The sequence below is a fragment of the Streptomyces flavochromogenes genome (genome assembly GCF_000717595.1).
Classification (GTDB): Bacteria; Actinomycetota; Actinomycetes; order Streptomycetales; family Streptomycetaceae; genus Streptomyces; species Streptomyces flavochromogenes.
Genome location: NZ_JNZO01000003.1, coordinates 91,406 through 117,210, shown reverse-complemented (window position 1 = coordinate 117,210; position 25,805 = coordinate 91,406). Strand labels below are relative to the sequence as shown.

Annotated in this window: 21 protein-coding genes; 10 read left to right on the top strand and 11 right to left on the bottom strand. The window is 72.3% G+C overall.

From position 1 onward, the window contains the following. Positions 1–24 precede the first annotated feature (24 nt). From IF00_RS0104295 to IF00_RS0104275, 5 genes are all read right to left on the bottom strand, one after another. Positions 25–3,147 carry an efflux RND transporter permease subunit gene (locus IF00_RS0104295; protein ID WP_051819824.1) on the bottom strand — a complete coding sequence of 1,041 codons (3,123 nt, stop codon included), beginning with the start codon at positions 3,145–3,147 and terminating at the stop codon, positions 25–27. A gap of 187 nt (positions 3,148–3,334) precedes the next feature. Further along, positions 3,335–4,024 (bottom strand): response regulator, encoded by a 690-nt coding sequence (locus IF00_RS0104290; RefSeq protein WP_030314358.1) that lies wholly within the window; start codon positions 4,022–4,024, stop codon positions 3,335–3,337. Beyond that, positions 4,021–5,262 carry a sensor histidine kinase gene (locus IF00_RS0104285; protein ID WP_030314357.1) on the bottom strand — a complete coding sequence of 414 codons (1,242 nt, stop codon included), beginning with the start codon at positions 5,260–5,262 and terminating at the stop codon, positions 4,021–4,023. Before IF00_RS0104285 ends, IF00_RS0104290 begins: the two co-directional genes overlap by 4 nt. 130 nt (positions 5,263–5,392) lie before the next feature. Then, positions 5,393–5,671 (bottom strand): PspA-associated protein PspAA, encoded by a 279-nt coding sequence (gene pspAA / locus IF00_RS0104280; protein ID WP_030314356.1) that lies wholly within the window; start codon positions 5,669–5,671, stop codon positions 5,393–5,395. Positions 5,672–5,745: 74 nt separating this feature from the next. Further along, on the bottom strand, positions 5,746–6,546 hold the full coding sequence (locus tag IF00_RS0104275; RefSeq protein WP_063740626.1) for a PspA/IM30 family protein: 801 nt from the start codon (positions 6,544–6,546) through the stop codon (positions 5,746–5,748). A gap of 272 nt (positions 6,547–6,818) precedes the next feature. Here IF00_RS0104275 and IF00_RS0104270 point away from each other — a divergent pair, with 272 nt between their 5' ends. The 3 genes from IF00_RS0104270 to IF00_RS0104260 all read left to right on the top strand — a co-directional run bounded on the left by IF00_RS0104270 (position 6,819) and on the right by IF00_RS0104260 (position 9,475). After that, positions 6,819–7,421 carry a DUF3043 domain-containing protein gene (locus IF00_RS0104270; protein ID WP_030314352.1) on the top strand — a complete coding sequence of 201 codons (603 nt, stop codon included), beginning with the start codon at positions 6,819–6,821 and terminating at the stop codon, positions 7,419–7,421. Between the two features lie 65 nt (positions 7,422–7,486). Then, positions 7,487–8,263, top strand: a complete 777-nt coding sequence (locus tag IF00_RS0104265; RefSeq protein ID WP_245234428.1) for a class I SAM-dependent methyltransferase — start codon at positions 7,487–7,489, stop codon at positions 8,261–8,263. A gap of 156 nt (positions 8,264–8,419) precedes the next feature. Further along, positions 8,420–9,475 (top strand): S1C family serine protease, encoded by a 1,056-nt coding sequence (locus IF00_RS0104260; RefSeq protein WP_030314350.1) that lies wholly within the window; start codon positions 8,420–8,422, stop codon positions 9,473–9,475. Between the two features lie 136 nt (positions 9,476–9,611). On the opposite strand, the gene IF00_RS0104255 is transcribed toward IF00_RS0104260, so the two are convergent. Beyond that, positions 9,612–9,818 carry a hypothetical protein gene (locus tag IF00_RS0104255; RefSeq protein ID WP_030314349.1) on the bottom strand — a complete coding sequence of 69 codons (207 nt, stop codon included), beginning with the start codon at positions 9,816–9,818 and terminating at the stop codon, positions 9,612–9,614. Positions 9,819–9,909: 91 nt separating this feature from the next. On the opposite strand from IF00_RS0104255, the gene IF00_RS0104250 reads away from it, so the two are divergent. From IF00_RS0104250 to IF00_RS46375, 4 genes are all read left to right on the top strand, one after another. Beyond that, positions 9,910–11,112: a bifunctional adenosylcobinamide kinase/adenosylcobinamide-phosphate guanylyltransferase gene (locus IF00_RS0104250; RefSeq protein ID WP_030314347.1), complete on the top strand. Its 1,203-nt coding sequence runs from the start codon at positions 9,910–9,912 to the stop codon at positions 11,110–11,112. A 45-nt stretch (positions 11,113–11,157) separates the two neighbouring features. Beyond that, on the top strand, positions 11,158–12,234 hold the full coding sequence (cobT, locus tag IF00_RS0104245; RefSeq protein WP_030314345.1) for a nicotinate-nucleotide--dimethylbenzimidazole phosphoribosyltransferase: 1,077 nt from the start codon (positions 11,158–11,160) through the stop codon (positions 12,232–12,234). 106 nt (positions 12,235–12,340) lie between these two features. Further along, entirely contained in the window at positions 12,341–14,104 is a 1,764-nt protein-coding gene (locus IF00_RS0104240) for a phosphatidylglycerol lysyltransferase domain-containing protein (protein ID WP_030314343.1), read from the top strand. Then, a complete protein-coding gene (locus IF00_RS46375; protein ID WP_030314342.1) occupies positions 14,101–14,811 on the top strand; it encodes a hypothetical protein in 711 nt (236 codons plus the stop codon). Before IF00_RS0104240 ends, IF00_RS46375 begins: the two co-directional genes overlap by 4 nt. Here IF00_RS46375 and IF00_RS0104230 read toward each other — a convergent pair. Beyond that, on the bottom strand, positions 14,751–15,515 hold the full coding sequence (locus IF00_RS0104230) for a hypothetical protein (RefSeq protein ID WP_030314340.1): 765 nt from the start codon (positions 15,513–15,515) through the stop codon (positions 14,751–14,753). The genes IF00_RS46375 and IF00_RS0104230 overlap by 61 nt on opposite strands. A gap of 67 nt (positions 15,516–15,582) precedes the next feature. Here IF00_RS0104230 and IF00_RS0104225 point away from each other — a divergent pair, with 67 nt between their 5' ends. Then, complete coding sequence (locus tag IF00_RS0104225) at positions 15,583–16,347, top strand: adenosylcobinamide-GDP ribazoletransferase (protein ID WP_030314338.1); 765 nt, start codon at positions 15,583–15,585, stop codon at positions 16,345–16,347. 30 nt (positions 16,348–16,377) lie between these two features. Here IF00_RS0104225 and IF00_RS0104220 read toward each other — a convergent pair whose 3' ends face one another. The 4 genes from IF00_RS0104220 to IF00_RS0104205 are packed head-to-tail and all read right to left on the bottom strand — an operon-like array spanning position 16,378 to position 22,260. Continuing rightward, the gene (locus tag IF00_RS0104220; protein ID WP_030314336.1) at positions 16,378–16,995 is read right to left on the bottom strand and encodes a spherulation-specific family 4 protein; all 618 of its coding nucleotides are present in this window, start codon (positions 16,993–16,995) and stop codon (positions 16,378–16,380) included. 35 nt (positions 16,996–17,030) lie between these two features. Beyond that, entirely contained in the window at positions 17,031–18,581 is a 1,551-nt protein-coding gene (locus tag IF00_RS0104215; protein ID WP_030314334.1) for a hypothetical protein, read from the bottom strand. After that, positions 18,578–20,137: a GT4 family glycosyltransferase PelF gene (pelF, locus tag IF00_RS0104210; RefSeq protein WP_030314332.1), complete on the bottom strand. Its 1,560-nt coding sequence runs from the start codon at positions 20,135–20,137 to the stop codon at positions 18,578–18,580. The genes IF00_RS0104215 and pelF overlap by 4 nt, the downstream gene beginning before the upstream one ends. Positions 20,138–20,163: 26 nt before the next feature. Continuing rightward, positions 20,164–22,260 (bottom strand): hypothetical protein, encoded by a 2,097-nt coding sequence (locus IF00_RS0104205; RefSeq protein ID WP_030314330.1) that lies wholly within the window; start codon positions 22,258–22,260, stop codon positions 20,164–20,166. Positions 22,261–22,575: 315 nt separating this feature from the next. Between IF00_RS0104205 and IF00_RS0104200 the strand changes: the two genes are divergently transcribed. Both IF00_RS0104200 and lpdA read left to right on the top strand, forming a co-directional pair. Next, positions 22,576–24,084, top strand: a complete 1,509-nt coding sequence (locus IF00_RS0104200) for a leucyl aminopeptidase (protein WP_030314328.1) — start codon at positions 22,576–22,578, stop codon at positions 24,082–24,084. A gap of 279 nt (positions 24,085–24,363) precedes the next feature. Then, on the top strand, positions 24,364–25,752 hold the full coding sequence (gene lpdA, locus IF00_RS0104195; RefSeq protein WP_030314325.1) for a dihydrolipoyl dehydrogenase: 1,389 nt from the start codon (positions 24,364–24,366) through the stop codon (positions 25,750–25,752). Positions 25,753–25,805: the final 53 nt, after the last annotated feature.

Here is a 25,805-nt window from a genome sequence, read left to right as displayed (position 1 = left end):
CGCCCCTTCCCTGTGCCCTGTGGATCAGGCGCCCAGGACGTCCAGGACGTTGTCGACTCCGTCGACGACGTCCTGAGCGGCCTTCCCCGCCTTCTTCAGCCTCCTGCGCTCCTTGCGGAGCTCCACCATCGCGTAGAGCGTCGGGACGAGGAGCAGCGTCAGCAGCGTCGACGTGATCAGACCGCCGATCACCACCACGGCCAGCGGCTGGGCGATGAAGCCGCCCTCGCCGGTGATGCCGAGCGCCATCGGCAGCAGGGCGAAGATCGTCGCCAGGGCGGTCATCAGGATCGGGCGCAGCCGGTGCCGGCCACCCTCGATCACCGCTTCGACGACGCCCAGACCCTGCGCCCGGTACTGGTTGATCAGGTCGATCAGGACGATCGCGTTGGTGACGACGATGCCGATGAGCATCAGCATGCCGATCATCGCCGGGACGCCCATCGCGGTGTCGGTGACCACGAGGAGACCGATCGCACCGGTCGCCGCGAACGGGATCGAGACCAGCAGGATCAGCGGCTGGATCAGCGACCTGAAGGTCGCGACGAGCAGCATGAAGACGATCGCGACGGCCGCGAGCATCGCCAGGAACAGGTTGAGGAAGGCCTCGGACTGGTCCTCGGAGACACCGCCGATGCTGGCGGTGGCGCCCTCGGGCAGGTCGAGCGCGTCGATCTTCTGCTGCAGGGTGGCGCTCACGGCGCCGGTGTTGTCGCCGACCGGCTTGGCCGTGATCGTCGCGGCGCGGGCGCCGTCGATGCGGGTCATGGACACCGGGCCGGGAACCAGCTCGACGGTGGCGATGTCGCCCAGCGTCACCGGGCCGAGGGGCAGCGCCTTGAGACCGGCCAGGGTGGTGACCGGCTTCGCCGAGGTGATGAGGACGTCCCGCTCGCTGTCGTCGAGGATCGCCTTGGCGGTCGGGGTGCCCCGGACGGCCTGGCCGACGATCATGCCGAGCGAGGCGGAGTCGAAGCCGGCGTCCGCCGCGGCGGGCTTCGCCTTGACCGAGATGCGCGGGACGGACTGGGAGAGGTCGCTCTGGACGTCGGTGACGTCCTTGATGCCGGCGATCGCGGCCCGGACCTGCTCGGAGGCCTTCTCGAGGACCTCGGCGTCGGCGGCCTTGACGACCACGCTCAGGTCCTGGCTGCCGAAGCCGTCACCGGCGGCGAGCTTGGTGTCGCCGACGCCGTCGAGAGCGGCGAGGCCCTTCTCGATGGCGTCACGGGTCTTCTCGAAGGAGGCGGACTCCTCCAGGCTGACCTGGTAGGTGGCCTGGTTGGTGCCGGTGCCGCCGCCGAAGGCCGCCATGAAGCCGGACGAGCCGACGTTGACCTGGTAGTCCTTGACGCCGTCGGTGTCCGCGAGGAGCTTCTCGATCTTCTTCGCGGCCGCGTCGGAGGCGTCGAGGGCCGTGCCGGGCGCCAGCTCCTGCTGGATGCTGAGCACCTCCTGCTCGCCCTGGTCGAAGAAGTTCGTCTTCAGGAGCGGGGCCATGCCGAAGGTGACGACCAGGACGACGAACGCGATGGCGAGGCTGGTCAGCCGGCGCCGGGTCGCGAACTTCAGGACCGGCACGTACAGGCGCTGGAGACGGCTCTTCTCCTCCTTCTCCTCGGCCAGCCTGCGGGCCTCCGCCAGGTCCTCCGGGGTGCCCTTGGGGGCGCGCAGGAACCAGTACGAGAGGACCGGGACGACCGTCAGGGAGACGAGCAGCGAGGCCAGCAGGGCCGCCGTGACCGTCAGCGAGAACGAGCCGAACAGCTCGCCGATCATGCCGCCGGTCAGACCGATCGGCAGGAAGACGGCGACGGTGGTGAGCGTCGAGGAGGTGACGGCGCCCGCCACCTCGCGGACCGCGGTGAGGATCGCGGCCTGCCGCTCCTCGCCGTAGCCGAGGTGACGCTTGATGTTCTCCAGGACCACGATCGAGTCGTCGACGACCCGGCCGATGGCGATGGTGAGCGCGCCGAGCGTCAGCATGTTGAGCGAGAGGTCGCGGGTCCACAGCACGATGAGCGCGAGGACGACCGAGAGCGGGATGGAGACCGCGGTGACCAGGGTGGAGCGGATCGACGCGAGGAAGACCAGGATCACCAGGACGGCCATGACGAGGCCGAGGGCGCCCTCGGTGGTCAGGCCGGAGACGGCCTTGGCGACGGCCGGGCCCTGGTCGGAGACGACGGTCAGCTCGGCGCCCGCGCCGAGGTCGGCGCGCAGCTCGGGCAGCTTCTCCTCGACGGCGTCGGAGATCGCGACGGCGCTGCCGTCCTTGTCCATGGTGGCCATGACGGCGAGGCTGGGCTTGCCGTTGGTCCGGGTGAGGGAGACGCGCGGCGACTCCTCCTGGCGGACGGTGGCCACGTCACCGAGGCGGACCGCCTTGCCCTTGCCGGGGGTGGCCGCCGGGATGCGGAGGTCCTCGATCTGCTGCAGCGAGGTGTAGCCGCCGCCGACCTGGATGGTGCGGCTCCTGCCCGTCTCGGAGAAGGAGCCGGCCGGGAGGGTGCCGCCGCCGGAGCGGAGGGCCTCACCGAGCTTCATGGTCGTGAGACCGGCCGCGGCGAGCTTGCGGTCGTCCGGGGTGACGGAGACCTGGAGGTCCTGGACGCCGGTGACGGAGACCTGGCCGACGCCCTCGATGCCTTCGAGGGCGGGCACGACGGTGCGGTCCAGCAGATCGGCGAGCGCCTGCGGGTCCTGGTCCGAGGCGGCGGCGAGGACGACGGTCGGGATGTCGTCCGTGGAGCCGGCCACGACCTGCGGGTCGACCGTGTCGGGCAGTTCGGCGCGGGCCCGGTTGACGGCCTGCTGGACGTCGGCGACGAGCTGCTTCGTCGATTCGTCGCCGTAGTCGAAGGAGGCCATGACGAGCGCCATGCCCTCGGAGGCCGTGGAGGTGACCGACTTCAGGCCGTCGACGGCCTTGAGGTTGCTCTCCAGGGGCTCGACGACCTGCTTCTCGACCACATCGGGAGAGGCACCCTGGTAGGGGGCGAGGACCGAGACCATGGGCAGCTCGATCGAGGGGAACAGCTGCTGCTTCAGCTGCGGAATCGCGATCGCCCCGAACACCAGGGCGACGATGGAGATCAGCCCGATCAGGGCCCTTTGCGCGAGGCTGAATCTGGACAGCCAGGACATGGGGTCTCTCTTCTGTGGCGTACTCGTCGACGGGCGGGAGCAGCCAAGACCCCGGTCCGGATCCGCGGGATCCGCCGGAGGTGCCCCCCGTCTATACGATCTGCCATCGAGGACCGGAAGTCCTCGCCCCCCGGGTCCACATCCTTATCTCGCGCATACCGCGTCTGGAGTACGCCGGAGCCCCTTGTCACTCCACCCTTGGACGTACCAGTCCCGATTCGTAGGCGGTGACGACCAGCTGGGCCCGGTCGCGGGCGCCGAGTTTGGCCATGGCCCGGTTGACATGGGTCTTCACGGTGAGCGGGCTGACGTCGAGCCGCTCGGCGATCTCGTCGTTGGAGAGACCGCCGGCGACGAGGACGAGGACCTCGCGCTCCCGGGCGGTGAGCGCGGCGAGCCGCTCGGTACGACCCCGGCCCTCTTCGCCCATGACGTCCGCGCCGGGGCCCTGGGCCAGGAACGTGGCGATCAGGCCCTTGGTGGCGGCCGGGGAGAGCAGTGCCTCGCCGGCGTGGGCGATCCGGATCGCACCGAGCAGCTCCTCGGGTTCGGCGCCCTTGCCGAGGAAGCCGGAGGCCCCGGCACGCAGCGACTGCACGACGTACTCGTCGACCTCGAACGTGGTCAGCATGACGATCCGCACGTCGGAGAGCTCCGGATCCGCGGTGATCATGCGGGTGGCCGCGAGGCCGTCCGTGCCCGGCATCCGGATGTCCATCAGGACCACGTCGGCCCGCTCGGAGCGGGCCAGGGCCACGGCCTGGGCGCCGTCGGCGGCCTCGCCGACGACCTCCATGTCCGGCTCGGAGTTCACCAGGACCTTGAAGGCGCTGCGGAGCAGGGCCTGGTCGTCGGCCAGCAGTACCCGGATCGTCATGTGTCCTCCCCCGTACGGGACGTCACCGGCAGTATCGCCTGGACCCGGAAGCCGCCGCCGTACCGGGGGGCCGCGGTCAGGGTGCCGCCGAGCGCGCCGACCCGCTCACGCATGCCGAGCAGGCCGTGGCCGCCGTTGGGCACGGGGTCGGGGGCGGGGACGGACGTGCCGTCGTCGAGGACGGTGATCTCGACCGTACGGCCCACCCGGACGACGCTCACCTCCGCCTTGGCGTCCGGACCCGCGTGCTTGCGCACATTGGTCAGCGCCTCCTGCACGATCCGGTACGCGGCCAGGTCGACGGTCGCGGGGAGCGGCCGCTCCCCGTCGGTGCGGGCCAGGGCGACCGGCAGCCCGGCGTTGCGGAAGCTGTCGAGCAGCCCGTCGAGGACGGCGAGGCCGGGGGCCGGTTCGGTGGGGGCCTCGGGGTCGCCGGACTGCCGCAGCAGTCCGACGGTGGCGCGCAGCTCGTCGAGCGCGGACCGGCTCGCGTCCCGGACGTGCGCGAGGGCCTCCTTGGCCTGGTCGGGGCGCTTGTCCATGACGTGCGCGGCGACACCGGCCTGGACGTTCACCAGGGCGATGTGGTGGGCGACGACGTCGTGGAGGTCGCGGGCGATCCGCAGCCGCTCCTCCGCGACCCGGCGGCCCGCCTCCTCCTCGCGGGTGCGCTCGGCCCGCTCGGCGCGCTCCCGGATGGCGTCGACGAAGGCCCGGCGGCTGCGGACGGCGTCTCCCGCGGCCGCAGCCATGCCGGTCCAGGCGAAGAGGCCGAGGTTCTCCTGGGCGTACCAGGGGGTGGGGCCGAAGGCCATGGCCGCGGCCGTCAGCACCGCCATGGTGACGAGACCGACCCGCCAGGTGGTGGGCCGGTCGGTGCGGGCGGCGACCGTGTAGAGCGCGATGACGGCGCTCATGGAGACGGTCGCGGGCCGGGTGTCGTGGACCAGCTCCAGGAGGCTGACCGCCACCGTGAAGCAGAGCACGTGGAAGGGGCGGCGCCGGCGCAGCACCAGGGCGCCGGCCGCCAGCACCATGAGCAGCACGCTCGCCACGCTGGGCACGCGCTCGCCGAAGGTCGGCCCGGTCGGGCTGCCGTGCGGGTCGGTGAAGGACCCGGCGATCATCGAGACGAGCGCGCCGAACGCGAGTGTCGCGTCGAAGGCGAGGGGATGCGTGCGGAACCAGTCGCGGAGACGGGCGAAGAGCGTGCCGGTGGCGGGTCCGGTGGGGGTCACGGGCAACAACGGTACGGGGCGTGAGGGGGCGGCCGGTCCCGCTCCGGCGCGGCCCCGGCGGGAAACGCGCGGTCCCGCCACCCCTAGGGGTGGCGGGACCGTCGTTCAGGGTCGTCGGCCGGCAGGGTCGTCAGCCGGGGATGAGACCGTCGTCGGAGAGCATCTGCCGGACCTCGTCCAGGCCCGCGTCCGGAGCGGGGAGGATCAGCTCCGAGGGTTCCAGCGCGTCGTCCGGCAGGGGCGTGCCGAGCCGCCGGACCTCGTCCAGGAGGGCGTTCAGCGTGCGCCGAAAACCTTCCTGGTCCCCCGACTCCATCTCGTCGAGCAGCTCGTCGTCGAGCTTGTTCAGCTCGACGAGGTGGCTGTCGGCCAGCGCCAACTGGCCCTCCCCCATGATCCGTACGATCATGACGCGTCCTGTCTGTTCGCGGGCTGTCGCCTACGTGACGTCGGCGACATGTCGTCGCCGACGCGTGCCGTCGCCTACTTCTCGAAGCGCGGGTGGGACTGCGGCTGCTGCGGGGCGTCCTGCGGCGCGGCCGCGCCACCGCCCTCGATCGCCTGCTGCTGCGCCGACGGGCCGCCGGCCAGCTCCGCCTTCATCCGCTGGAGCTCCAGCTCGACGTCCGTACCGCCCGAGAGCCGGTCGAGCTCCGCCTGGATGTCGTCCTTCGCGAGCCCGGACTGGTCGTCCAGGGCGCCCGAGGCGAGCAGCTCGTCGATCGCGCCGGCGCGCGCCTGGAGCTGGGCGGTCTTGTCCTCGGCCCGCTGGATCGCGAGACCGACGTCGCTCATCTCCTCCGAGATGCCGGAGAAGGACTCGGCGATCCGGGGCTGCGCCTGGGCCGCCGTGTAGGTCGCCTTGATGGTCTCCTTCTTGGTGCGGAAGGCGTCCACCTTGGCCTGAAGACGCTGGGCGGCGAGGGTGAGCTTCTCCTCCTCGCCCTGCAGCGTCTGGTGCTGCACCTCCAGGTCGCTGACCTGCTGCTGGAGGGCGGCGCGGCGGGACAGCGCCTCGCGCGCCAGGTCCTCGCGGCCGAGTGCCAGCGCCTTGCGGCCCTGGTCCTCCAGCTTGGCCGACTGGCCCTGCAGCTGGTTCAGCTGCAGTTCGAGCCGCTTGCGGGAGGTGGCGACGTCGGCGACACCCCGTCGCACCTTCTGCAGCAGCTCCAGTTGCTTCTGGTAGGAGTAATCGAGCGTCTCGCGCGGATCCTCGGCCCGGTCAAGGGCCTTGTTCGCCTTCGCGCGGAAGATCATCCCCATACGCTTCATGACACCGCTCATGGGCTTCGCGCGCCCCCTTCTGACGGACTTCGGCTCCAGCTTTTCGACAGGATCCACAGTACGGGCCCTGTCTCCATTACCGCACTGTTCGGAGCCGGATGCGCTCCTCCCCAAGGACGACTACGCCCGGCCTCCCCTCCCGCGCAGGGAGTAGATGGATCTAGGGGAAACCGCGCCTGTCCTGCGTACGTACCGCCGTAGACGCACTCTGTTAGCGGATCGTTCCCGCCCGGCATGGGGTTCATGCCCGCCACCCCGTACCCTTGGGTTTTGTGTTCCGTAGCCGTTCGAAGGACGAGAAGGCCCCCACCGACAAGGTGACGGCGGACCTTTCCAAGCAGCCCCGCGACCCCGAGGCCCCCAAGGGCCGCCCGACCCCGAAGCGGAGTGAGGCGCAGACCCAGCGCCGTCGCGCCGCGACGGTGCCGACCGACCGCAAGGAGGCCGCCAAGCGCCAGCGCGAGGCACGCCGCTCGGACCTCGCCCGTCAGCGCGAGGCGCTGGCCAGTGGCGACGAGCGTTTCCTGCCGGCCCGCGACAAGGGTCCGGTCCGCCGCTTCGTGCGCGACTTCGTCGACTCGCGGTTCGCGATCGCCGAGTTCTTCCTGCCGATGGCCGTGGTGATCCTCGTGCTGTCGCTGTTCGGCAACGCCAACCGGTCGCTGCAGAACATCTCGCTGCTGCTCTGGCTCGGTGTGATCATCCTGATCGTCATCGACTCGGTCGGCATCTGGATCCGGCTCCGGAAGCAGCTCAACGAGCGCTTCCCGAACGAGCCGAAGCGCGGCGCCATCGCCTACGGTCTGATGCGTACGCTCCAGATGCGCCGACTGCGACTGCCGAAGCCGCAGGTCAAGCGCGGAGAGCGGCCCTGAGCGCCGAGAGTTCGGAGCCCGTCGAGCGCGCCTTCGGCGCCGCGACGTCGGAGTCGGGCGGTCCCGTGCTGCCCGTCGTCGTGCACTGGCCCGCCGGTTCCGGCGGGCTGCGCGACACCATCCGTCAGGAGATAGTCGCCCGCCAGCTCGACGAGCAGATATCCGGCCGCTACCCCGTGGGACAGCGACTCCGGATCCTCGACGCCGGCATGGGCCAGGGCACGCAGGCACTGCGCCTCGCCCGCGCGGGCCACACGGTGACCGGCCTCGAAGCCGATCCCGATCTACTGAAGGCCGCCCGCGAGTCGCTGGCGACCGAGCCCGCCGGGATCCGTGAGCGGGTCCGGCTGATCGAGGGCGACGGTCGCGAGACCGGGGTGCACTTCCTTCCCGGCAGCTTCGACGTGGTCCTCTGCCACGGCGTCCTCATGTACGCGGACGAGCCCGACGCGCTGCTCGCGGGCCTGGCCCGGATGCTCGCCCCCGGGGGACTCCTCTCGCTGGTCGTACGGAACGCGGGGGCCCTCTCCATGCGGCCGGGACTCGCCGGGGACTGGTCCGGCGCGCTCACCGGCTTCGACTCGGACGTCTACACCGACGACAACGGCGTGAAGGTGCGGGCCGACCGCCTGGAAGCGCTGACCTCGACGCTCGCCGGGATCGCGGCGCCGCTGCACGCCTGGTACGGGGTACGGGTCTTCACCGACAGCATCCCGGCCGAGGCGGGCCTTCCGGCCGCCGAGGAGCTGGAGCGGCTGCTCGCCGCCGAGGACCGGGCGGGGCGGACGGAGCCGTACCGGCGGGTGGCGGCGCTGCTGCATCTGTGCGGTGTGCGGGGCTGACGGGCTGACGCGGCGTCGCTGTCCACGTCCGCCTCTGGGGGCGCGCGTGTCGGCCTCTGCTTTCGCTTGCGCTCTCGCTTCCGCGCCGGGCGGCGCGCACCCCTGATCGGGTGCGCTCGCCGGGCCCGGGGCGGGGCCGAACCGGATACTCCGGACATGGACGCAGCCCGTGCCCGCACCCTCCGTCTCCTTCTGCCCCTGACCGCCGCCGCGCTCGTCGGCGGCTGCTCCAGCGGCGGAAGCACGCCCGCTCCGGAGCGCTCCACGCAGGCCGCGGCGCCGCTCGCCGCCAACGACCTCGAGGACGACTACAAGGCCGTCATCAAGAACGTCCTGCCCTCCGTCGTGCAGATCGACGCGACCGAAAGCCTCGGATCCGGGGTCGTCTACGGCGACAAGGGCCACATCGTCACCAACGCGCATGTGGTGGGACGGGAGAAGTCCTTCACGGTGACCGCCGCGACGGGTGGGCAGCCGGTCACCGCACAGCTCGTCTCCTCCTACCCCGAGCAGGACCTCGCGGTGATCAAGCTGGAGTCGCTGCCGCAGGGTCTCAAGCCGGCCAGGTTCGGCGATTCGACGTCCGTCGACATGGGGCAGATCGTGCTCGCGATGGGCTCGCCGCTGGGCCTGTCCGGCAGCGTGACCCAGGGCATCGTCTCGGCGACGGGCCGCACGGTCAGCGAGGGAGAGACGGGCGGCGGCACGGGCGCGACCATCGCGAACATGGTCCAGACGTCGGCCGCGATCAACCCCGGCAACAGCGGGGGCGCGCTGGTGAACCTGGACGGCGAGGTGATCGGCATCCCGACGCTCGCGGCGATCGACCCGGAGATGGGCGGCGGTTCGGCGGCCGGCATCGGGTTCGCGATCCCGGCGTCGACGGTGCGGACGATCGCGGACCAGATCGTCGAGGACGGCAAGGTCACCGACTCGGGCCGGGCGGCGCTGAACATCACCGGCCGCACGGTCCTGAACGACGCCTACGAGCCGGCGGGCGTGGCGGTGGTCGAGGCGCCGGCGGACGGGGCGGCGGGCCAGGCGGGGCTGAAGCCGGGGGATGTGATCACGCGGCTTGGCGACACGCACATCACGACGATCACGTCTCTGTCGGAGGCGTTGGCTTCGCTGCGGCCGGGGGACAGGGTGACGGTGAGCTACGTCCGGGGGACGACGACGGAGAAGGCGGAGGTCACGCTGGGCGAGATCTAGGCCCGCGACGACGCCGCCGCGGCCCGCGCACCCCTTTCCGCGCGGGCACGCGCCCGCCCCGTTCCCGTACGGGCGCAGACGCGCGCCACGGAGGGGGTGCGGGGGCCGGGCCCCCGCACCCCCTCGTGCCGGGGTTCTAGCCCTCCGCGTTCAGGGGCATCGGGCCGTAGATCTTCGTCCCGTCCTCCGAGAGGGTCACCTGGTCCGCGCCGCCGCCGAGGAGGTCGCGCCAGTTTTCGCCGATCCAGCTTTCCGCGTCGCCCTGGGTGGTGAACTCCTCAGGCGTCACCACCGGCTCGACCTCCGTGCCGTCGGACTTCTCGAACCGCCACGTCCATGCCATGTCCGCCTCCTGGCGCTCACCGGATGATCGGTTTCCTGCCCGCAGAGTAGCCGGGCGCGCACGGCTCGCGGTGGCGCGGGAGGATCTGAGGGTGGAACTGACTCTGCTCGGCACCGGCGCCCCGCTCGGACTGCCCCGTCCCGACTGCTCCTGCGCCGTGTGCGCGCTCTCCCGTGGGCCACGGGTGCGCGCCGCGACGGCGCTGCTCGTGGACGGGGCCCTGCTGCTCGATCTGACCCCGGGGGCCGCTCTCGCCGCCGCGCGGTCCGGGCATTCGCTGGTGGGCGTGCGGCAGGTGCTGCTGACCCATCCGCACGACGGGCCCGCGGTGGAGGTGCCCGCGGGGCTGCCCACCGCCGGGCGGGTGCCGGACGGACGGGAGTTGACGCTGATCTCCGGGCACCGGGTGCGGGCGGTGCCGATGGACTCCCCCGGTACGGGGTACGAGGTGACCTCGGCCGACGGCGAGACGCTGCTCTACCTGCCGCCGGGCGGGTCCCCGGCCGGACTTCCGGACGATCACCGGGTGCCGTACGACATGCTGGTCGCCGATGTGACGGGCCGGCCGGACGCGCTGGCCCGGCTGCGGTCCACCGGGGCCGTCGGGCCCGCGACCGATGTCGTCGCCGTCCACCTGGACCACGACGCGCCGACCGGCTCCGAGCTGGACCGGCGGCTCGCGGCGGCGGGCGCGCGGGCGGTGCCGGACGGGACGACGCTGTACGTGGGCGAGTACCACGAGGTGCCGGACGTGCCCCGGCGGACCCTGGTGACCGGCGGCGCCCGGTCGGGGAAGTCCGTGGAGGCCGAGCGGCGTCTGGAGACCTTCCCCGAGGTGCTGTACGTGGCGACCGGCGGGATCCGGGAGGGCGATCCGGAGTGGGCGGAGCGGGTGGGCCTGCACCGGGAGCGGCGTCCGGGGTCCTGGCGTACCGCCGAGACCTGTGACCTCGTACCGCTGCTCGAAGAGGACGGTCCCGCGCTCCTCGTCGACTGTCTGTCGTTGTGGCTGACCGATGCCATGGACCGGGTGGGTGCCTGGGACGACAGGACGTGGGCCGCCGGCGGACAGAGCGCGCTGCGCGAGCGGACCGCCGAGCTGGTGGCGGCGGTGCGGGCGACCCGTCGTACGGTCGTCGCCGTGACGAACGAGGTCGGCTCGGGCGTGGTGCCGGCGACGGCGGCGGGGCGCCGCTTCCGTGACGAGCTGGGCCGGCTGAACGCGGCCTTCGCGGACGAGTGCGAGGAGGTCCTCCTCGTGGTCGCCGGTCAGGCGCTCGTGCTGCGCGGGTAGGGTGCGAGCACCGATGGCCCTCGCTGATTCACAAGGCGGAAATCCGTGAACCTGGACGACTTCTCCGATCTGATCGAGCGCCCCGACGGGGGGATCCGGCGTGACGCCGAGGAGCGCCGTGAGCGGCTGGCCGTGCCGCCGGGGGCGCTCGGTCGGCTCGACGAGCTCGGTGAGTGGCTGTCGGCCGCGCAGGCCTCGGTCAAGGTGCGGGCGATCGAGCAGCCGAAGGTGGTGCTCTTCGCGGGCGACCACGGGGTGGCCTCGCTCGACGTGTCGGGGCGCCCGGCGGGCACCGCGCACGAGCTGGTGCGCGCGGTCCTGGACGGGGCGAGCCCGATCGCGGTGCTTGCCCGGTCGACGGATGTGCCGGTCCGGGTCGTGGACGCGGGTCTGGACTGCGACCCGGAGCTGCTGCCCGCCGAGGTGGTACGCCACCGGGTGCGGCGCGGCAGCGGCCGGATCGACGTCGAGAACGCGCTGACGGTCGAGGAGACCGAGGCGGCGGTCCGGCTCGGGATCGCGATCGCCGACGAGGAGGCGGACTCGGGCACGGATCTGGTGGTGCTCGGGGATCTGAGCGTCGGCGGGACGACGCCGGCCGCCACGCTGATCGCGGCGCTCTGCGGGACGGACGCCTCCGTGGTGACGGGCCGGGGCGGCGCCGGGATCGACGATCTGGCATGGATGCGCAAGTGCGCGGCGATCCGGGACTCGCTGCGGCGGGCCCGGCCGGTCCTGGGTGATCAGCTGGAGCTGCTGGCGGCGGTCGGCGGGGCGGATCTCGCGGCGATGACCGGCTTCCTGCTGCAGGCGTCGGTCCGGCGGATGCCGGTGATCCTGGACGGTGTGGTGGGCGCGGCGTGCGCGCTGGTGGCGCAGCGGGCGGCGTTCCGGGCTCCGGACTGGTGGCTCGCGGGTCAGGTGAGCGGGGAGCCGGCGCAGGCGAAGGCGCTGGACAGGATGGCGCTCAACCCTCTGCTCGACCACGGCGTCCATGTGGGTGAGGGAACCGGGGCATTGCTCGCACTCCCCCTCGTCAAGGCCGCGGCGGCCTTCGCCGCGGAGCTGCCCGAGCGTCCGGATCCGACCATTCCGGACGACGAGGGCGCTGCGGAGGCCTGAGGCCGGGGGGTCGGAACGATCGACTCCGAGGCGGTCACGCGCGACGCGCGCGTGGCCGTCTCCGGCGTCTCCGTACAGCAAGCACTGCCCCATATGATCGCTTTTCATGGGAGAAGTCCGCTTGCCTGCCGAAGCAGCACCCCGGGGCACGACCGCCCGTTCACGGCGCAGCGCCGCGTTCGCCGTCTGGTACCTGCGCGTCGTCACGTTCATCAATTTCCTGAGTGCCGTCTGGGTCTCCTTCGGGCAGGACCTGCGCCGCCACAACGAGGACAACTACTTCACCCCGTACATGCTCACGGCGGGCTTCGCCTCGGGGGTCTTCACCCTCTTCCTCGCGATCACCATGCGGCGGCGCAAGCGGGCCGCGTGGATCCTCAACATGGTGCTCGGCGGACTCTTCCTGCTGCTCTTCGCGCTGGTGATGTTCTTCCCGGAGATCCGGCAGCACGCCCAGAACTGGATCTCGCTGGTCCTCACCGCCGCGTTCGTGCTCGCGCTGCTGCTGGGCCGCAAGGAGTTCTACGCGAAGGGCGACCGCTCCAACCCGTGGCTCGCCGCGATCGTCGCGGTCGGCGGACTGCTCGTCACCTCGCTGCTCGCGGCCGTCCTGGTCACCGTCACCAACACCTCCACCACCCACTCCACCTTCCTGGAGCGCTGGCGGTACGGCGTGATGCGGCTGATCACCCTGGCCTCGGACGACTCGCGGTTCGCCGGGATCACCACCCCCGGCTGGGTCGACGTCACCATCAACGTCCTGTCCACGCTGCTGCTGTTCGCGGTGCTCTTCGCCGCCTTCCGCTCCCGCCGGGCCACCGACCCGCTGACCGAGGAGGACGAGGAGCGGCTGCGGGCCCTGCTCGACAAGCAGGGGGACCGCGACTCGCTCGGCTACTTCGCGCTGCGCCGCGAGAAGAGCGTCGTGTGGTCGCCGAGCGAGAAGGCCGCCGTCACCTACCGGGTGGTCGGCGGGGTCTCACTCGCCTCGGGCGACCCGATCGGCGACCCCGAGGCCTGGCCCGGCGCCATCGAACCGTGGCTGGCCGAGGCGCGCGAGCACGGCTGGATCCCGGCGGTGATGGGCGCGAGCGAGGAGGCCGGGGTCATCTACGCCCGGCACGGTCTGGACGCTTTGGAGCTGGGCGACGAGGCGATCGTGGAGACCGACGAGTTCACCCTGGACGGGCGGGCCATGCGGACGGTCCGGCAGGCCTTCAACCGGGTCAAGCGGGCCGGGTACGAGGTCCGGATCCGGCGCCACGAGGACATCCCGGCCGAGGAGATGGCCGAGTTGCTGCGGAAGGCCGACGACTGGCGGGACGGGGCCACCGAGCGCGGCTTCTCGATGGCGCTCGGCCGGCTCGGCGACCCGCGGGACGGGCGGTGCGTGATGCTGGAGTGCACCGATGGGGACGGTGAGCTGCGGGCGGTACTGTCCTTCGTCCCGTGGGGGCCGAAGGGACTTTCGCTGGATCTGATGCGCCGTGACCGCGATTCGGAGAACGGCCTGATGGAGTTCATGGTCATCGAACTCCTCCAGCGCGCGAAGGAGATCGGGATCACTCAGGTCTCGCTGAACTTCGCGATGTTCCGCTCCGTCTTCGAACGTGGCTCGAAGCTCGGGGCGGGACCCGTGCTGCGCATGTGGCGTTCACTGCTCAGCTTCTTCTCCCGCTGGTGGCAGATCGAGTCGTTGTACCGAGCCAACGCCAAGTACCGACCGATCTGGGAGCCCCGATTCATGCTCTTCGAGAAGAGTGCGGACCTGCTGCGCATCGGCCTCGCGGCCGGTCGCGCGGAGGGGTTCCTGGAAGCACCGGGGCTGCCGAAGTGGATGCACCGACGGCATCTGGAGAGCGGCCGTTGAGCCGCGCCCTCCGGGAGTTCGCCCGCCGCGAGTGGGGCCCGCTGTTCCTCACCGTACGGACGGCGCTGCTCACGAAGAAGTGGCGGGCGGTCCCGATGACGCTCGCCGCCGTCTGTCTCACCTCCCTCTTCCAGCTGGTGCAGAACCAGGACTGGGGCTATCAGCCGGTCCAGAACATCGGCTCCGTACGGGCCGAGGACCCGTTCTGGCTGGCGCTGCTCCGGACCCCGCTCTCGCTGTTCGTGCCGGCGCTCGACCTTCCCGTGTGGGGCGCCCTCGCGCAGGTCCTGCTGGTCTTCGGGATCGCCGAGATCTGCCTGGGGCGGTGGCGCACCCTCGCCGTCGCCTATCTGGCGACCCTCTGCGGGACGCTGTACGCGCGCGTGGGCATCGCGCTCGGCCCGGAGAACCCGCTCGGGCTGCCCGCCACCGACGCGCAGGTCGTCGACACCGGGCCGTCGGCGGCCGTGGTCGGCCTGGCCGTCTACGTCTGCTGGCGGTACGGGGCCCGGTGGACGGGCACGCTCGTGGTCGTGGCGATGGTCGTCGAGGTGATCATCAAGCCGAACCTGGCGGGCAGGGAACATCTGGCGGCCATCGCCGGCGTCCTCGTCCTGATGGGGATCCAGGCCTGGCGCGAGCGCGGTCAGGAGGGAGTGGAGCCCCGCCCGGGAACCCGTTCCTGGAAGCCTCCGATCAAGTCCTGAGCCCGGCGCCGGACCCTGGTCCAGCGCTTGTCGTGGCGGTACGTACGGATCCGGGAGCGGGCCCGGGCCCGGTGGCGGCGCCCGTAGAACCGGCGGGCCCACCAGGAGCCGGGGCGGGCGAGCCGGGCGGCGCCCACGATCGCCACGAACGGGATCAGGGTCCCGATCACCGCCATCCTGAACTTCCCCTTCACCAGGGTGATCAGGATGAGGAGGAAGTTCAGCGCGAGGGTCAGGATGAAGGTGAACCGGTCCTGGCGTTCGTCGGCGGTCATGTCGTCGACGCCCAGCGGCGAGAAGCCGCTCAGGGTGAGCCCGACCAGGGCGGCGGTGAGGACGACCACCTCGACGCTCTTGCGGCCCTCGTCGGACCAGTAGACGTCGTCGAGATGGAGGATCAGCGCGAACTCGTCCAGGACGAGCCCCGCGCCGACCCCGAAGACCACGGCGAAGACGGCGGCGCCGATCCCGTGCCGGTCGCTGCCCACCGCGCCGAAACCGCCGATGACGGTGAGGACCACGCCCGGTACGACGTGATGGATGTGGAGCCCGCCGGACGAGACGTTCCCGAAGGGCCCCTTGCCCGCCCGGATGAGACGGACGATGGTCCTCGTGACCAGGAACGTCACGATGAACGAGGTCAGCGCGAGAAGCATCGGGAGCTTGCCCGGCTCGACGATGTTGCGGGAGAACCAGTGACCCATGCCACCCCGTTCCGATTTGCGCGATATGCGCAATCTACCGTCTGGAGGCGGCGATTACCCTGCCCGGATGGACGGCCTGCGTTTCGCCTTCGGCACCCTCACCGTGTTTCCCGCCCGCATCACCCGCTGGGACCGGGACGCGGCGCGCGCCGGCATGCTCTGCGCCCCGCTGGCCGGTCTGGTCGTCGGACTCTTCGCCGCCGGGCTCGGCGGCGCGTTCCTCGCACTCGGCTCGGGCCCGCTGCTCGCCGCCGTCGCCTCCACCGCCGTACCCGCCGTCCTCACCCGCGGCCTCCACCTCGACGGCCTCGCCGACACCGCCGACGGCCTCGGCAGCGCCAAGCCGGCCGAGGACGCGCTGCGCATCATGAAGCAGTCGGACGTCGGCCCGTTCGGCGTCATCGTGCTGCTCCTCGTCCTGCTCGCCCAGGTCGCCGCACTCTTCGAGCTGTACGGGGAGAGCTGGGCGCACGGCGCGGTCGGCGCCGCCCTGGCCGCGACCGTCGCCCGCCTCGCCCTCACCCACGCCTCCCGCCAGGGCGTCCCCGCGGCACGCCCCGAGGGCCTCGGCGCGATCGTCGCCGCGACCGTCCCGGTCCGGTCCGCGACCCTCTCGACCGCGGTCGTCCTCGTCCTCTGTGCCGCCTCCGGCCTGCTGTTCTCCTCGTACGACGCGGTCCACAACGTCCTTGCGGCGGGTGCGGCCCTGGGCGCGGCGGCGGCACTCCTGCGCCGGTGCGTACGACGGTTCGGCGGCGTGACGGGAGACGTCTTCGGGGCGGTGGAGGAGACGGCGGCGACGACGGCACTCGTGGCACTCGCCCTGGGGTGACGGTGCGGCGCCCCCGCGCGCCCGGCAGGCTCAGCGGACGGGCTCCGGGAGGTGCGGGAGGGTGCCCCAGGGGTGCGCGCCCGTGCCGGGGACGGCGCAGTGCACCGGGGTGACCGGGCGGACGCCGTGCGGAGCCGCGTACACGAGGTGGCAGTAGTGGGCGGCGACCGGCAGGTCGAGCGTCCGGTACGTGTCCCAGGGGCCCTCGAAGGTGACGAGGAGGTCGGCGAACTCCTCGTAGCCCGGGTCCGGATGGGCGCCGTGGTTGAGCACCAGGGTCGCCGCCCCGGCGGACCGGGCCGCGACCGCGACCCGGCGGTAGTGGGCGAGGGCGTCGGGCGCGGTGGACACCTGGTCGAGGAAGGCGCCGTCGGTGCCGTACCAGTCGCGGTGGCGGAGCAGGTCGGTGACGACCTCGGCGTGCGGGCGGCGCCCGTAGGCGGTGTCCACGTAGCCGAGGATCCGCACCCCGGCCGCCCGGAGCCGGCCGGCCGCCTCCGCGAACGCCGCGTCGGGGGCCTCTCCCGCGCCGCTCGCCGGGTTGACGACGACGCCGTACAGGGACGGCGCCGCCTCGACGAGGGCCGACCAGGCCTCGGGCCGGTCGGCCGGATGCTCGTAGAACGGCACCAGGAGGAAACGATTCACGGGCCGCGAGCCCGGCCTGATCGGCACGACACCCCCTAGACGCGGTGAGCGGTCGGTCGTGCCAGCAGGACACAGGTGAGGACGGCGAGCACGGCCGCCGCTCCCCCGGCCGCGACCGGGCCGGCCGCGGGTTCCAGCGTCTGCGCCGCCGCAGCGAGCAGACAGACGGCGGCCGCGCTGAGCACCGCCCCGAAGGCCTGGAGCAACAGCCCCAGCCACAGCACGGTCCCGATCAGGAGCAGGGTGACGAGCCGCGGCAGCGTCGGCCAGGGCGCCCCGGGCCAGGCCAGGGTCACGGCGACGGTGAGCGTGACGAGGACGCCGAGGTAACCGCCGAGGCAGAGCACGAGGGTGCCGGTCACCGCGCGGCGGAACTCGCGCGCGGTGGCCAGGGTCCGCAGCCGGGTCAGGCTCTCGCCCCGGAAGCGGTGCAGCAGCCACTCGGCGGGCCCCATGGAGAGGGTGAGCGCGATGACGGCGCCCGCACCGCTCACCAGGGTGTCGCCGATGCCCGCGTGGAGCACGAGCAGACCACTGCCGAGGCCGAAGAGGCCGTACGGGAGCGAGGCCGCGCGCGGGGGTCCGCCGCGTCCCGCCGCGCCCCGCCGGGCGCCCGGCCGGAGGACGAGCCCGGCGAAGGCGACGCTCGCGGTGAGCGCGGCGAGGAGGAGGCCGGCGCGCAGGAGGTCGGGCAGGTCCCAGCGGAAGGCGGGGACGGCTCCGGCGAGCGGTGCCAGGGCGCAGAGCAGGGCCCGTTCGCGGCCGAGGACCAGGAGCACGGTCGCGGCGGCGAGGTAGACCGACTGCCCGGCGGCGAACAGGGCCGCCGGGGTCTCGCCGGGAGCGGCCGCCGCGAGGGCGACGACCGTACCGGCGAGGGCGCCCGCCGGGGCCCCGAGGAGCAGGGCGCGGGCGGCTGCGGGCCGGTCGCCGAGGCCCAGCCAGGTGTACGCGCGGTGGGCGAGGGCCTGGTTCCAGACCCAGCCGGTGACGGCGCCCGCGAGCAGCGGAACCGTTCCTCCCGGGAGCCCGAACCGGCCCTGCTCCCCGGCGAGCAGGGGCGCGGCGAGGACATAGGCGAGGCCGGGCAGGGCGAAGACGAGCCCGCGCAGGAGACAGCCCGCGAGCCCCCGGTGCCAGGAACCTCCGGGCGGTGCCTCCGGGGCGGGGTGGCGTCGCTCCACGCGCGCGTAGAGGTCCTCGGCGAGCGCGAAGGAGTCGGCGCGGCCGTAGGCGAGCCGGATGTGGTCGTCGGTCATGCCGTCGGACTCCAGGACGGCGGCGATCTCGTCGGGGTGCACGGCGACGGCGACGAGCTCCCCGAGCCGTTCGGCGAGTGCGTCGAGCGGATCGTCGGCGAGTTCGCCTCCGGCGGGGTGCGGCGGGGTGCCGGGGGCGGCCGGACCGGGCACGGCCGGGACGCCGGGGACGGCGGCCGGGACGACGGAGCCCGGCCCGGCGGCCGTGGCCCCCGTTCGGGGGCCCTCGTTCGGCGGCCGGCCCGGGGCGTTCTCCCGGCGGGGGCGCGGGATCGCCGGCAGCGGGGTTTCGGTGGTCGGTGGTTTCAGCCACAGGGAGCCGCTCATGCCGGGGTGCCTCCCGCTACCAGGGTCGGGGTGATCCGGCGCGGGGCCGGGAGTCGGGCCGGCCAGGGCTTGGGCCGGACCTGGGGGCGTGGCGCGGGGCGTACCCGGTCGCCCGCCAGTTCGCGGTAGATCTGGCGGAATCCGTCCACCGAGCGGTGCAGGGTGAACCGGTCGATGACCCTCTGCCGGGCTCGTCGGCCGAGTTCGGCGCGGCGCGCCCCGTCGCCGAGGAGGGCGGTGACGGCGGCGGCCATCACGGCCGGTTCGCGGGGCGGGACGACGATGCCGGTGTCGCCGACGGCCTCCCGTACCCCGCCGACGTCGGTGGAGACGGTGGCGCGGCCGCAGGACATGGCCTCGATGAGGGAGAACGGGAAGCCCTCGCTGATGGAGGAGAGCATCACCACGCTCCCGGCCGCGTAGGCGCTGGGCACGTCGGAGATCCGGCCCTCGAAGGTGATCCCGTCGGTGACGCCGAGTTCGGCGGCGAGCTTCTCCAGGCGGGTGAGGTAGTCCTCGTTCCCGGCGGGGACCGGGCCGAACAACCGGAGCCGCAGCGCAGGCAGTTCGGCACGGCAGATGGCGTACGCCCTGATCAGGGTTTCGAGGTCCTTGATGGGGTCGACGCGGCCGCACCAGCTCAGCGTGGGAGTCTCGGGTTCGGGCCCCGCTTCGGGGAAGAGGGCCGGGTCGACACCGTTGTAGACGGTGCGGATGCGGTCGGCGGGGGCGCCGCCGCGCTCCTCCCAGCGCCGGTTGTACTGGTTGCAGGGGGTGATGAGGTCGGCCTTGCGGTAGCCGAGGGTGTTGAGCTCGCGGTAGAAGCCGAGCATGAGGGCCTTGACGGGCCAGCGTTGCGCCTCGGTGCGGTAGCCGAGATAGCGCTCGCGGAGGTAGATGCCGTGTTCGGTGAGCAGGAAGGGCACCCCTTCGAAGTGCTGGGCGGCGAGCGCCGGAAGGGTGGCGAGGCCGCTGGAGACGGCGTGGGCGACGCCGTCGGTGGCTATCCGGGCGGCGAGCGGCCGCAGGGCGTGTTCGAGCAGGTCGGTGGCGGTGAGCGCGTCGTGGACGGTGGGCCGGGCCGCGAGCGTCGGCAGATGCGGCATGGTCCAGATCCACATCAGGGAGCGCAGGGCGGCCTCGGAGCGCAGGGCGTCGGTGAGCCGGCCCCGCCGGGCGAGTTCGGCGAGTTCGTACAGGCTGGTGCCGAAGTCGTAGCCCGCCTCCGGGTCGAGGAGGGCGAGGAGCAGGCGCTCGTACGTGTCGAGGAAGCGGCGGCGCTCACGCCCCCGCAGGGGCCGGCGCGCTCCGGTGAACAGACCGGGCGCGGTCGGCCCCTGCGGGAGTCCCCAGAGGGGGTAGGCGGTGTGCCGGGTGACGTTGGACGGCAGCTCCCAGGTGACGGGTTCGCGGCCGCTGCCGGTGAGGGCGAGGATCTCGAAGTCGACCTCGGGCATGCCGCGGACGAGCTGGTCGCACCAGGTGCTGACGCCGCCGTGGACATGCGGGTAGGTGCCTTCGGTGAGCATGGTGACATGACGGCCACTGCTCGGCATGTGCGGTTCCCCCCAGAACGTGCTGGTCAGGCGGTCGGGAGCGTGAGTGTGACGCTGGTCTGGAGCAGTTCGGGCGTGGTCCAGGCGGAGCGGGTCCCTGCGTACGGCGTGCCGAAGGCGGCGGTGCCGAGGACGAGGCGCTTGCGGGTGCCCTCGGGGGCGGTGACGGGCACGGTGAGGCCGGCGGGGGCCTTGACGGTGACCGCGGTGCCGATGCGGTAGGCGGTGACCTTTCCGGCGGCGAGGGCCTGGTCCCAGGCGGCGCGGCGGGTCAGTTCGGTGCCGACGTCCCGCTGGGCGGGGTTGACCAGGGGCGCGCTGGGGGCGAACAGGCCCCGGTAGTCGGCGAGTACCCGGTCGAGGACGGGGTAGAGCAGGCGCTCCTCGGCGAGGTTCGACTGGTGCACGTAGTGCGGCCGGGGGTCGTTGCCGAGGACGTGGGAGAGGGCGGTACGGGCCTCCTGCGGCACGATGTGGTCGGCGTAGCCGGTGGCCGTGGGGAGCGGGGCGGGCAGGCAGGTGGAGGCCGGGTTGGACTCGCAGATGCCGCTGCCGCCGTCGGCGCGGGAGGTGTAGATCCAGTTGTACTCGTCGGCCATCTCGGCGGCGGTGCCCACGTTGTAGTACACGTTCATGGGGTGGCGGGGCACCGTCTTCGCGGCGCCGGACGCGGTGCCGATCGAGCGCTGCTGCGGCTCGCGGGAGTTGTCGCTGCCGGTCCACTTGACGCCGTTGTCGGCGAGGGCGCCGGCCATGTTCGGGTTGTCGACGGGCTGCTGGGGCAGGGTCCTGAGGCCGGAGTGCTCGCCGGTGACGAGTTCGGAGCGGTCGACGGAGATGCCCTTGCGGACCGCCCAGTTGTGGTTGTCGCGGATCTGGGCGGACAGCTCGGCGCGGCTGACCCAGAGGGTCTTGCCCTGGGTGTCCTTGGCGCACTGCCAGGGGACGACGGCGTTGTCCTGGACGCAGCCGAGGAAGGGATGGGTGTACGTGTGGTTGATCCACCGGTACTGGGCGCGGTCGGCGACGAGCCGGTCGGTGAGCGGGTCGGAGCCGGCGTGCTCGGTCTTCCACTGCTCGCCCTGGCCTCCGTTGTAGACCATGTCGAGGGTGAAGCCGGAGGACTTCTGCCAGGCGGCGGCGTACTGGGCGTCGGCGACCGTCATCCGGATCGGATCGGCGCCCTCGCCGTCGTCGCCGACGCAGTCGAAGTCGCCGGGCGTGCAGTCGAGTCCGGTGTCCCAGCGGGCGTCGGGGGCGAAGACGTCGTCGACGTGCACGGAGAGGTAGTTGCGGCTCTGGCCGAGGTGGACGCCCTGGGTGAGCCACTCGACGATGCCGCGGGCGAGGGCCCGGAACTGCCGCTGGTACTGGTTGTAGGCGAAGGTGACGACCAGTTCGCGGCGTCCGTCGGCGGTGTACTCGCCGACGAGGCTGGCCCGGCCGCCACCGTCGGCGGGGACGTCCACGTAGCTCGTGTAGCCGGCCCGGGGGCGGCCCGCGTAGCCGTAACTCTCGGCGATCGACGGGTCGTTGTCCTCGAAGGTGAGCGCCCCGGCCAGGTACTGGAAGGGGCCCGCCTTCCCGGCGGCGGTGATCCCGGCGGTGGTCCCGTCGAGGACGCCGGACCAGCCGCCCTCGTTGGTGTAGTCGAGGCCGACGCCGGGGTGGGACCAGGTGTAGGCGTCGACCTGCGGGATCCCGAAGGTCCGTTCGTACGTCTGGAGGGCGGTGTGCTCGGCCGAGTCGGGGCCGAAGGCGCTCTCGTGGGGCAGGACGACGCCCTGGTACTTGGCGCGGGGGCGGCCGTCGAGCGTGTCGCTGAGGAAGGCCGTGTCGAGAACCGGCCGGTTCGGGTCGTTCAGGTCGATCCTGCGGTACGGGACGCCGGAGCCCTTCAGCTCGGCGGTGATCGCGCCGACCGCGCTGCCGCCGTCGTCCACGACCAGGACGGTGAGGTCGACCCGGGGCGCGGGGGCCGCGAGGGCCTGCGCGGACGGGACGACGGTGGCGAGCAGCGTGGCGGCGGCGAGGGCCGCGACGCGGGCGGTACGGGGCGCGGTGCGGGCGCCGCCACGGGTGCGGGGCGCGCTTCCGGGCGTACGGATTCGGCCGGAGTCCATCAGGTGGTGTCCCCCCTCGGCAGGTCCCCGCGCACCGGGGACCGGGGCGGCGGACCTGTGGAGATGTTGCAGATGGTGCGAAGACGAGTGGGTCGTCCTTGCGTGACTGAGGCGAGTGTGAACGAGCGCTCCGAGCCTGAACGGTAAACATGAAAGAGACACCACGGATGAGTGAATCAGCGCCGCCGTGAGCGAACCGGGTGAGCGAGCGTAGGCTCGTTCTCGGCGCTCTCCGGGCCGAAATACGATGCGGCGGGCACGGTCGGCCCATCCCTCGACCGCCACAGAACTCAATGGAAGCGAGATTTCACCACCGTGACTGCTCTCACTCTCAGCACTGCCGGCGCGGCGACGCTCCGCGCCGACGCCCTCGTCATCGGCGTCGTGAAGTCCGGGAAGACGCTCGTCGTCGCCCCGGGCGCCGAGGCCGTCGACAAGGCCTTCGACGGTCGGCTCGCCGCCGTCCTGGAGACGCTGGGCGCCTCGGGTGCCGAGGGTGAGGCGACCAAGCTGCCCGCCCCCGCCGGCCTCAAGGCCCCCGTCGTCCTGGCCGTCGGCCTGGGCTCCGCCCCCGAGGACGGCGCGTCCTACGGCGCCGAGACCCTCCGCCGGGCCGCCGGTGTCGCCGCCCGCACCCTGACCGGCTCGAAGAAGGCCGCGTTCGCGCTGCCGATCGACGACGCCGAGGACGCCGCCGCCATCGCGGAGGGCGCCCTGCTCGGTGCGTACGCCTTCACGACGTACCAGGAGAACGGCAAGGACGCGAAGAAGCCGCTGGGCGAGGTCGCCCTGCTCGGCGCCAAGCCGCGCGACAAGGCCCACAAGGCCGCCGCCGAGCGCGCCCAGGCCGTCGCCGAGGAGATCAACCGCGCCCGCGACCTGATCAACATGCCGCCGAACGACCTGACGCCGGCCGCGTTCGCCGCCGCCGCCCAGGCCGCCGGCAAGGAGCACGGCCTCAAGGTCCAGGTCCTCGACGAGAAGGCGCTCGCCAAGGGCGGCTTCGGCGGCATCCTCGGTGTCGGCGTCGGCTCGCAGAACCCGCCGCGTCTGGTCCGCATCGGCTACACCCACCCCAAGGCGGAGAAGACCCTCGCCCTGGTCGGCAAGGGCATCACCTACGACTCGGGCGGCATCTCCCTCAAGCCGGCCGGCCACAACGAGACGATGAAGTGCGACATGAGCGGCGCCGCCGCCGTGTTCTCCACCGTCGTCGCCGCGGCCCGCCTCGGCCTCGAGGTCAACGTCACGGGCTGGCTCGCCCTCGCCGAGAACATGCCGTCCGGCTCCGCCACCCGCCCGGGTGACGTGCTGCGCATGTACAGCGGCAAGACCGTCGAGGTCCTGAACACCGACGCCGAGGGCCGGCTCGTCCTCGCCGACGCGCTGACCCGGGCCTCCGAGGAGCACCCGGACGCGATCGTCGACGTGGCGACCCTGACCGGCGCGATGGTCCTGGCGCTCGGCAACCGCACCTTCGGCATCATGGCCAACGACGACGACTACCGCTCCGCGATCCACGAGATCGCGGAGGAGGTCGGCGAGGCGTCCTGGCCGATGCCGCTCCCCGCGGACCTGCGCAAGGGCATGGACTCCCCCACCGCCGACATCGCCAACATGGGCGAGCGGATGGGCGGCGGCCTGGTCGCCGGTCTCTTCCTCCAGGAGTTCGTGGGCGAGGGCATCACCTGGGCCCACCTGGACATCGCGGGCCCGGCCTTCCACGAGGGCGCCCCGTACGGCTACACCCCCAAGGGCGGTACCGGCTCCTCGGTCCGCACCCTGGTGAGGCTGGCCGAGCTCACGGCGGCCGGCGAGCTCTGAGCAGGCGGGTGACGGCGACGGCCCCGGGCTGCGTGCCCGGGGCCGTCGCTGTTCGCCCGCGACGAAATCCGTAGGTTCGTCCGCTCTGGTCGGCCCGCCGTACGGACGATCGGCCGTCTCAGAGCCCGGCCCCGCGTCCCGCCATCCGTCAACAAGTGCGAAGATGGGTTCTCGGCAGGACAGGGCCCCCACCACAGGGCCGAAAATAAGCGGCCGAACACCAGCCGCCGCCCGGTCACTGAGGACCGGCGACGAGCGCACATGCATGGAGGACGTGACGTGGCGAACGACGCCAGCACCGTTTTCGACCTAGTGATCCTCGGCGGCGGTAGCGGCGGTTACGCCGCGGCGCTGCGCGGAGCGCAGCTGGGCCTGGACGTCGCACTGATCGAGAAGAACAAGCTCGGCGGCACCTGCCTGCACAACGGCTGCATCCCGACGAAGGCCCTGCTCCACGCCGGCGAGGTCGCCGACCAGACCCGCGAGGCGGAGCAGTTCGGTGTCAAGGCCTCCTTCGAGGGCATCGACATCAAGGCCGTGCACAAGTACAAGGACGACGTGATCTCGGGCCTGTACAAGGGTCTGCAGGGTCTCGTCGCCTCCCGCAAGGTGACCTTCATCGAGGGCACCGGCCACCTGTCCTCCCCGACCTCCGTCGATGTCGACGGTCGTCGCGTCGAGGGCCGTCACATCCTCCTGGCCACCGGTTCCGTACCGAAGTCCCTCCCCGGCCTGGAGATCGACGGCAACCGGATCATCACCTCGGACCACGCGCTGACCCTGGACCGGGTCCCGGAGTCCGCGATCATCCTCGGCGGCGGTGTCATCGGCGTCGAGTTCGCCTCCGCGTGGAAGTCCTTCGGTACCGACGTCACGGTGATCGAGGGCATGAAGCACCTCGTCCCCGTCGAGGACGAGAACAGCTCGAAGCTTCTTGAGCGCGCGTTCCGCAAGCGCGGCATCAAGTTCAACCTCGGCACCTTCTTCCAGTCCGCCGAGTACACCGACAACGGCGTCAAGGTGACCCTGGCCGACGGCAAGACCTTCGAGGCCGAGGTGCTGCTGGTCGCCATCGGCCGCGGCCCGGTCTCCGCCGGTCTCGGTTACGAGGAGCAGGGCGTCGCGATGGAACGCGGCTACGTCCTGGTCGACGAGTACATGCGCACCAACGTGCCGACGATCTCGGCCGTGGGCGACCTCGTCCCGACGCTCCAGCTCGCGCACGTCGGCTTCGCCGAGGGCATCCTCGTCGCGGAGCGCCTGGCCGGTCTGAAGGCCGTCCCGATCGACTACGACGGCGTGCCCCGGGTGACGTACTGCCACCCCGAGGTCGCCTCCGTCGGCATCACCGAGGCCAAGGCCAAGGAGATCTACGGCGCGGACAAGGTCGTCGCCCTCAAGTACAACCTGGCGGGCAACGGCAAGAGCAAGATCCTCAAGACCGCGGGCGAGATCAAGCTCGTCCAGGTCAAGGACGGTGCCGTGGTCGGCGTCCACATGGTCGGTGACCGCATGGGCGAGCAGGTCGGCGAAGCGCAGCTGATCTACAACTGGGAGGCGCTGCCGGCCGAGGTCGCGCAGCTCATCCACGCCCACCCGACGCAGAACGAGGCGCTCGGCGAGGCCCACCTGGCCCTGGCCGGCAAGCCTCTGCACTCCCACGACTGACGCTCACGTCATGACAGGGCGCGACGACCACTTCCCGCAATTCGTTAGGAGCA

Excerpts from the sequence above, each read along its gene's own strand:
- pelF (WP_030314332.1), bottom strand. The coding sequence starts at position 20,137 with ATGCCGAGCAGTGGCCGTCATGTCACCATGCTCACCGAAGGCACCTAC.
- IF00_RS0104215 (WP_030314334.1), bottom strand. The coding sequence starts at position 18,581 with ATGAGCGGCTCCCTGTGGCTGAAACCACCGACCACCGAAACCCCGCTG.
- IF00_RS0104205 (WP_030314330.1), bottom strand. The coding sequence starts at position 22,260 with ATGGACTCCGGCCGAATCCGTACGCCCGGAAGCGCGCCCCGCACCCGT.
- IF00_RS0104225 (WP_030314338.1), top strand. The coding sequence starts at position 15,583 with ATGGACGGCCTGCGTTTCGCCTTCGGCACCCTCACCGTGTTTCCCGCC.
- IF00_RS0104295 (WP_051819824.1), bottom strand. The coding sequence starts at position 3,147 with ATGTCCTGGCTGTCCAGATTCAGCCTCGCGCAAAGGGCCCTGATCGGG.
- IF00_RS0104255 (WP_030314349.1), bottom strand. The coding sequence starts at position 9,818 with ATGGCATGGACGTGGCGGTTCGAGAAGTCCGACGGCACGGAGGTCGAG.
- IF00_RS0104240 (WP_030314343.1), top strand. The coding sequence starts at position 12,341 with ATGGGAGAAGTCCGCTTGCCTGCCGAAGCAGCACCCCGGGGCACGACC.
- IF00_RS0104260 (WP_030314350.1), top strand. The coding sequence starts at position 8,420 with ATGGACGCAGCCCGTGCCCGCACCCTCCGTCTCCTTCTGCCCCTGACC.
- IF00_RS0104275 (WP_063740626.1), bottom strand. The coding sequence starts at position 6,546 with ATGAGCGGTGTCATGAAGCGTATGGGGATGATCTTCCGCGCGAAGGCG.
- pspAA (WP_030314356.1), bottom strand. The coding sequence starts at position 5,671 with ATGATCGTACGGATCATGGGGGAGGGCCAGTTGGCGCTGGCCGACAGC.
- IF00_RS0104290 (WP_030314358.1), bottom strand. The coding sequence starts at position 4,024 with ATGACGATCCGGGTACTGCTGGCCGACGACCAGGCCCTGCTCCGCAGC.
- IF00_RS0104230 (WP_030314340.1), bottom strand. The coding sequence starts at position 15,515 with ATGGGTCACTGGTTCTCCCGCAACATCGTCGAGCCGGGCAAGCTCCCG.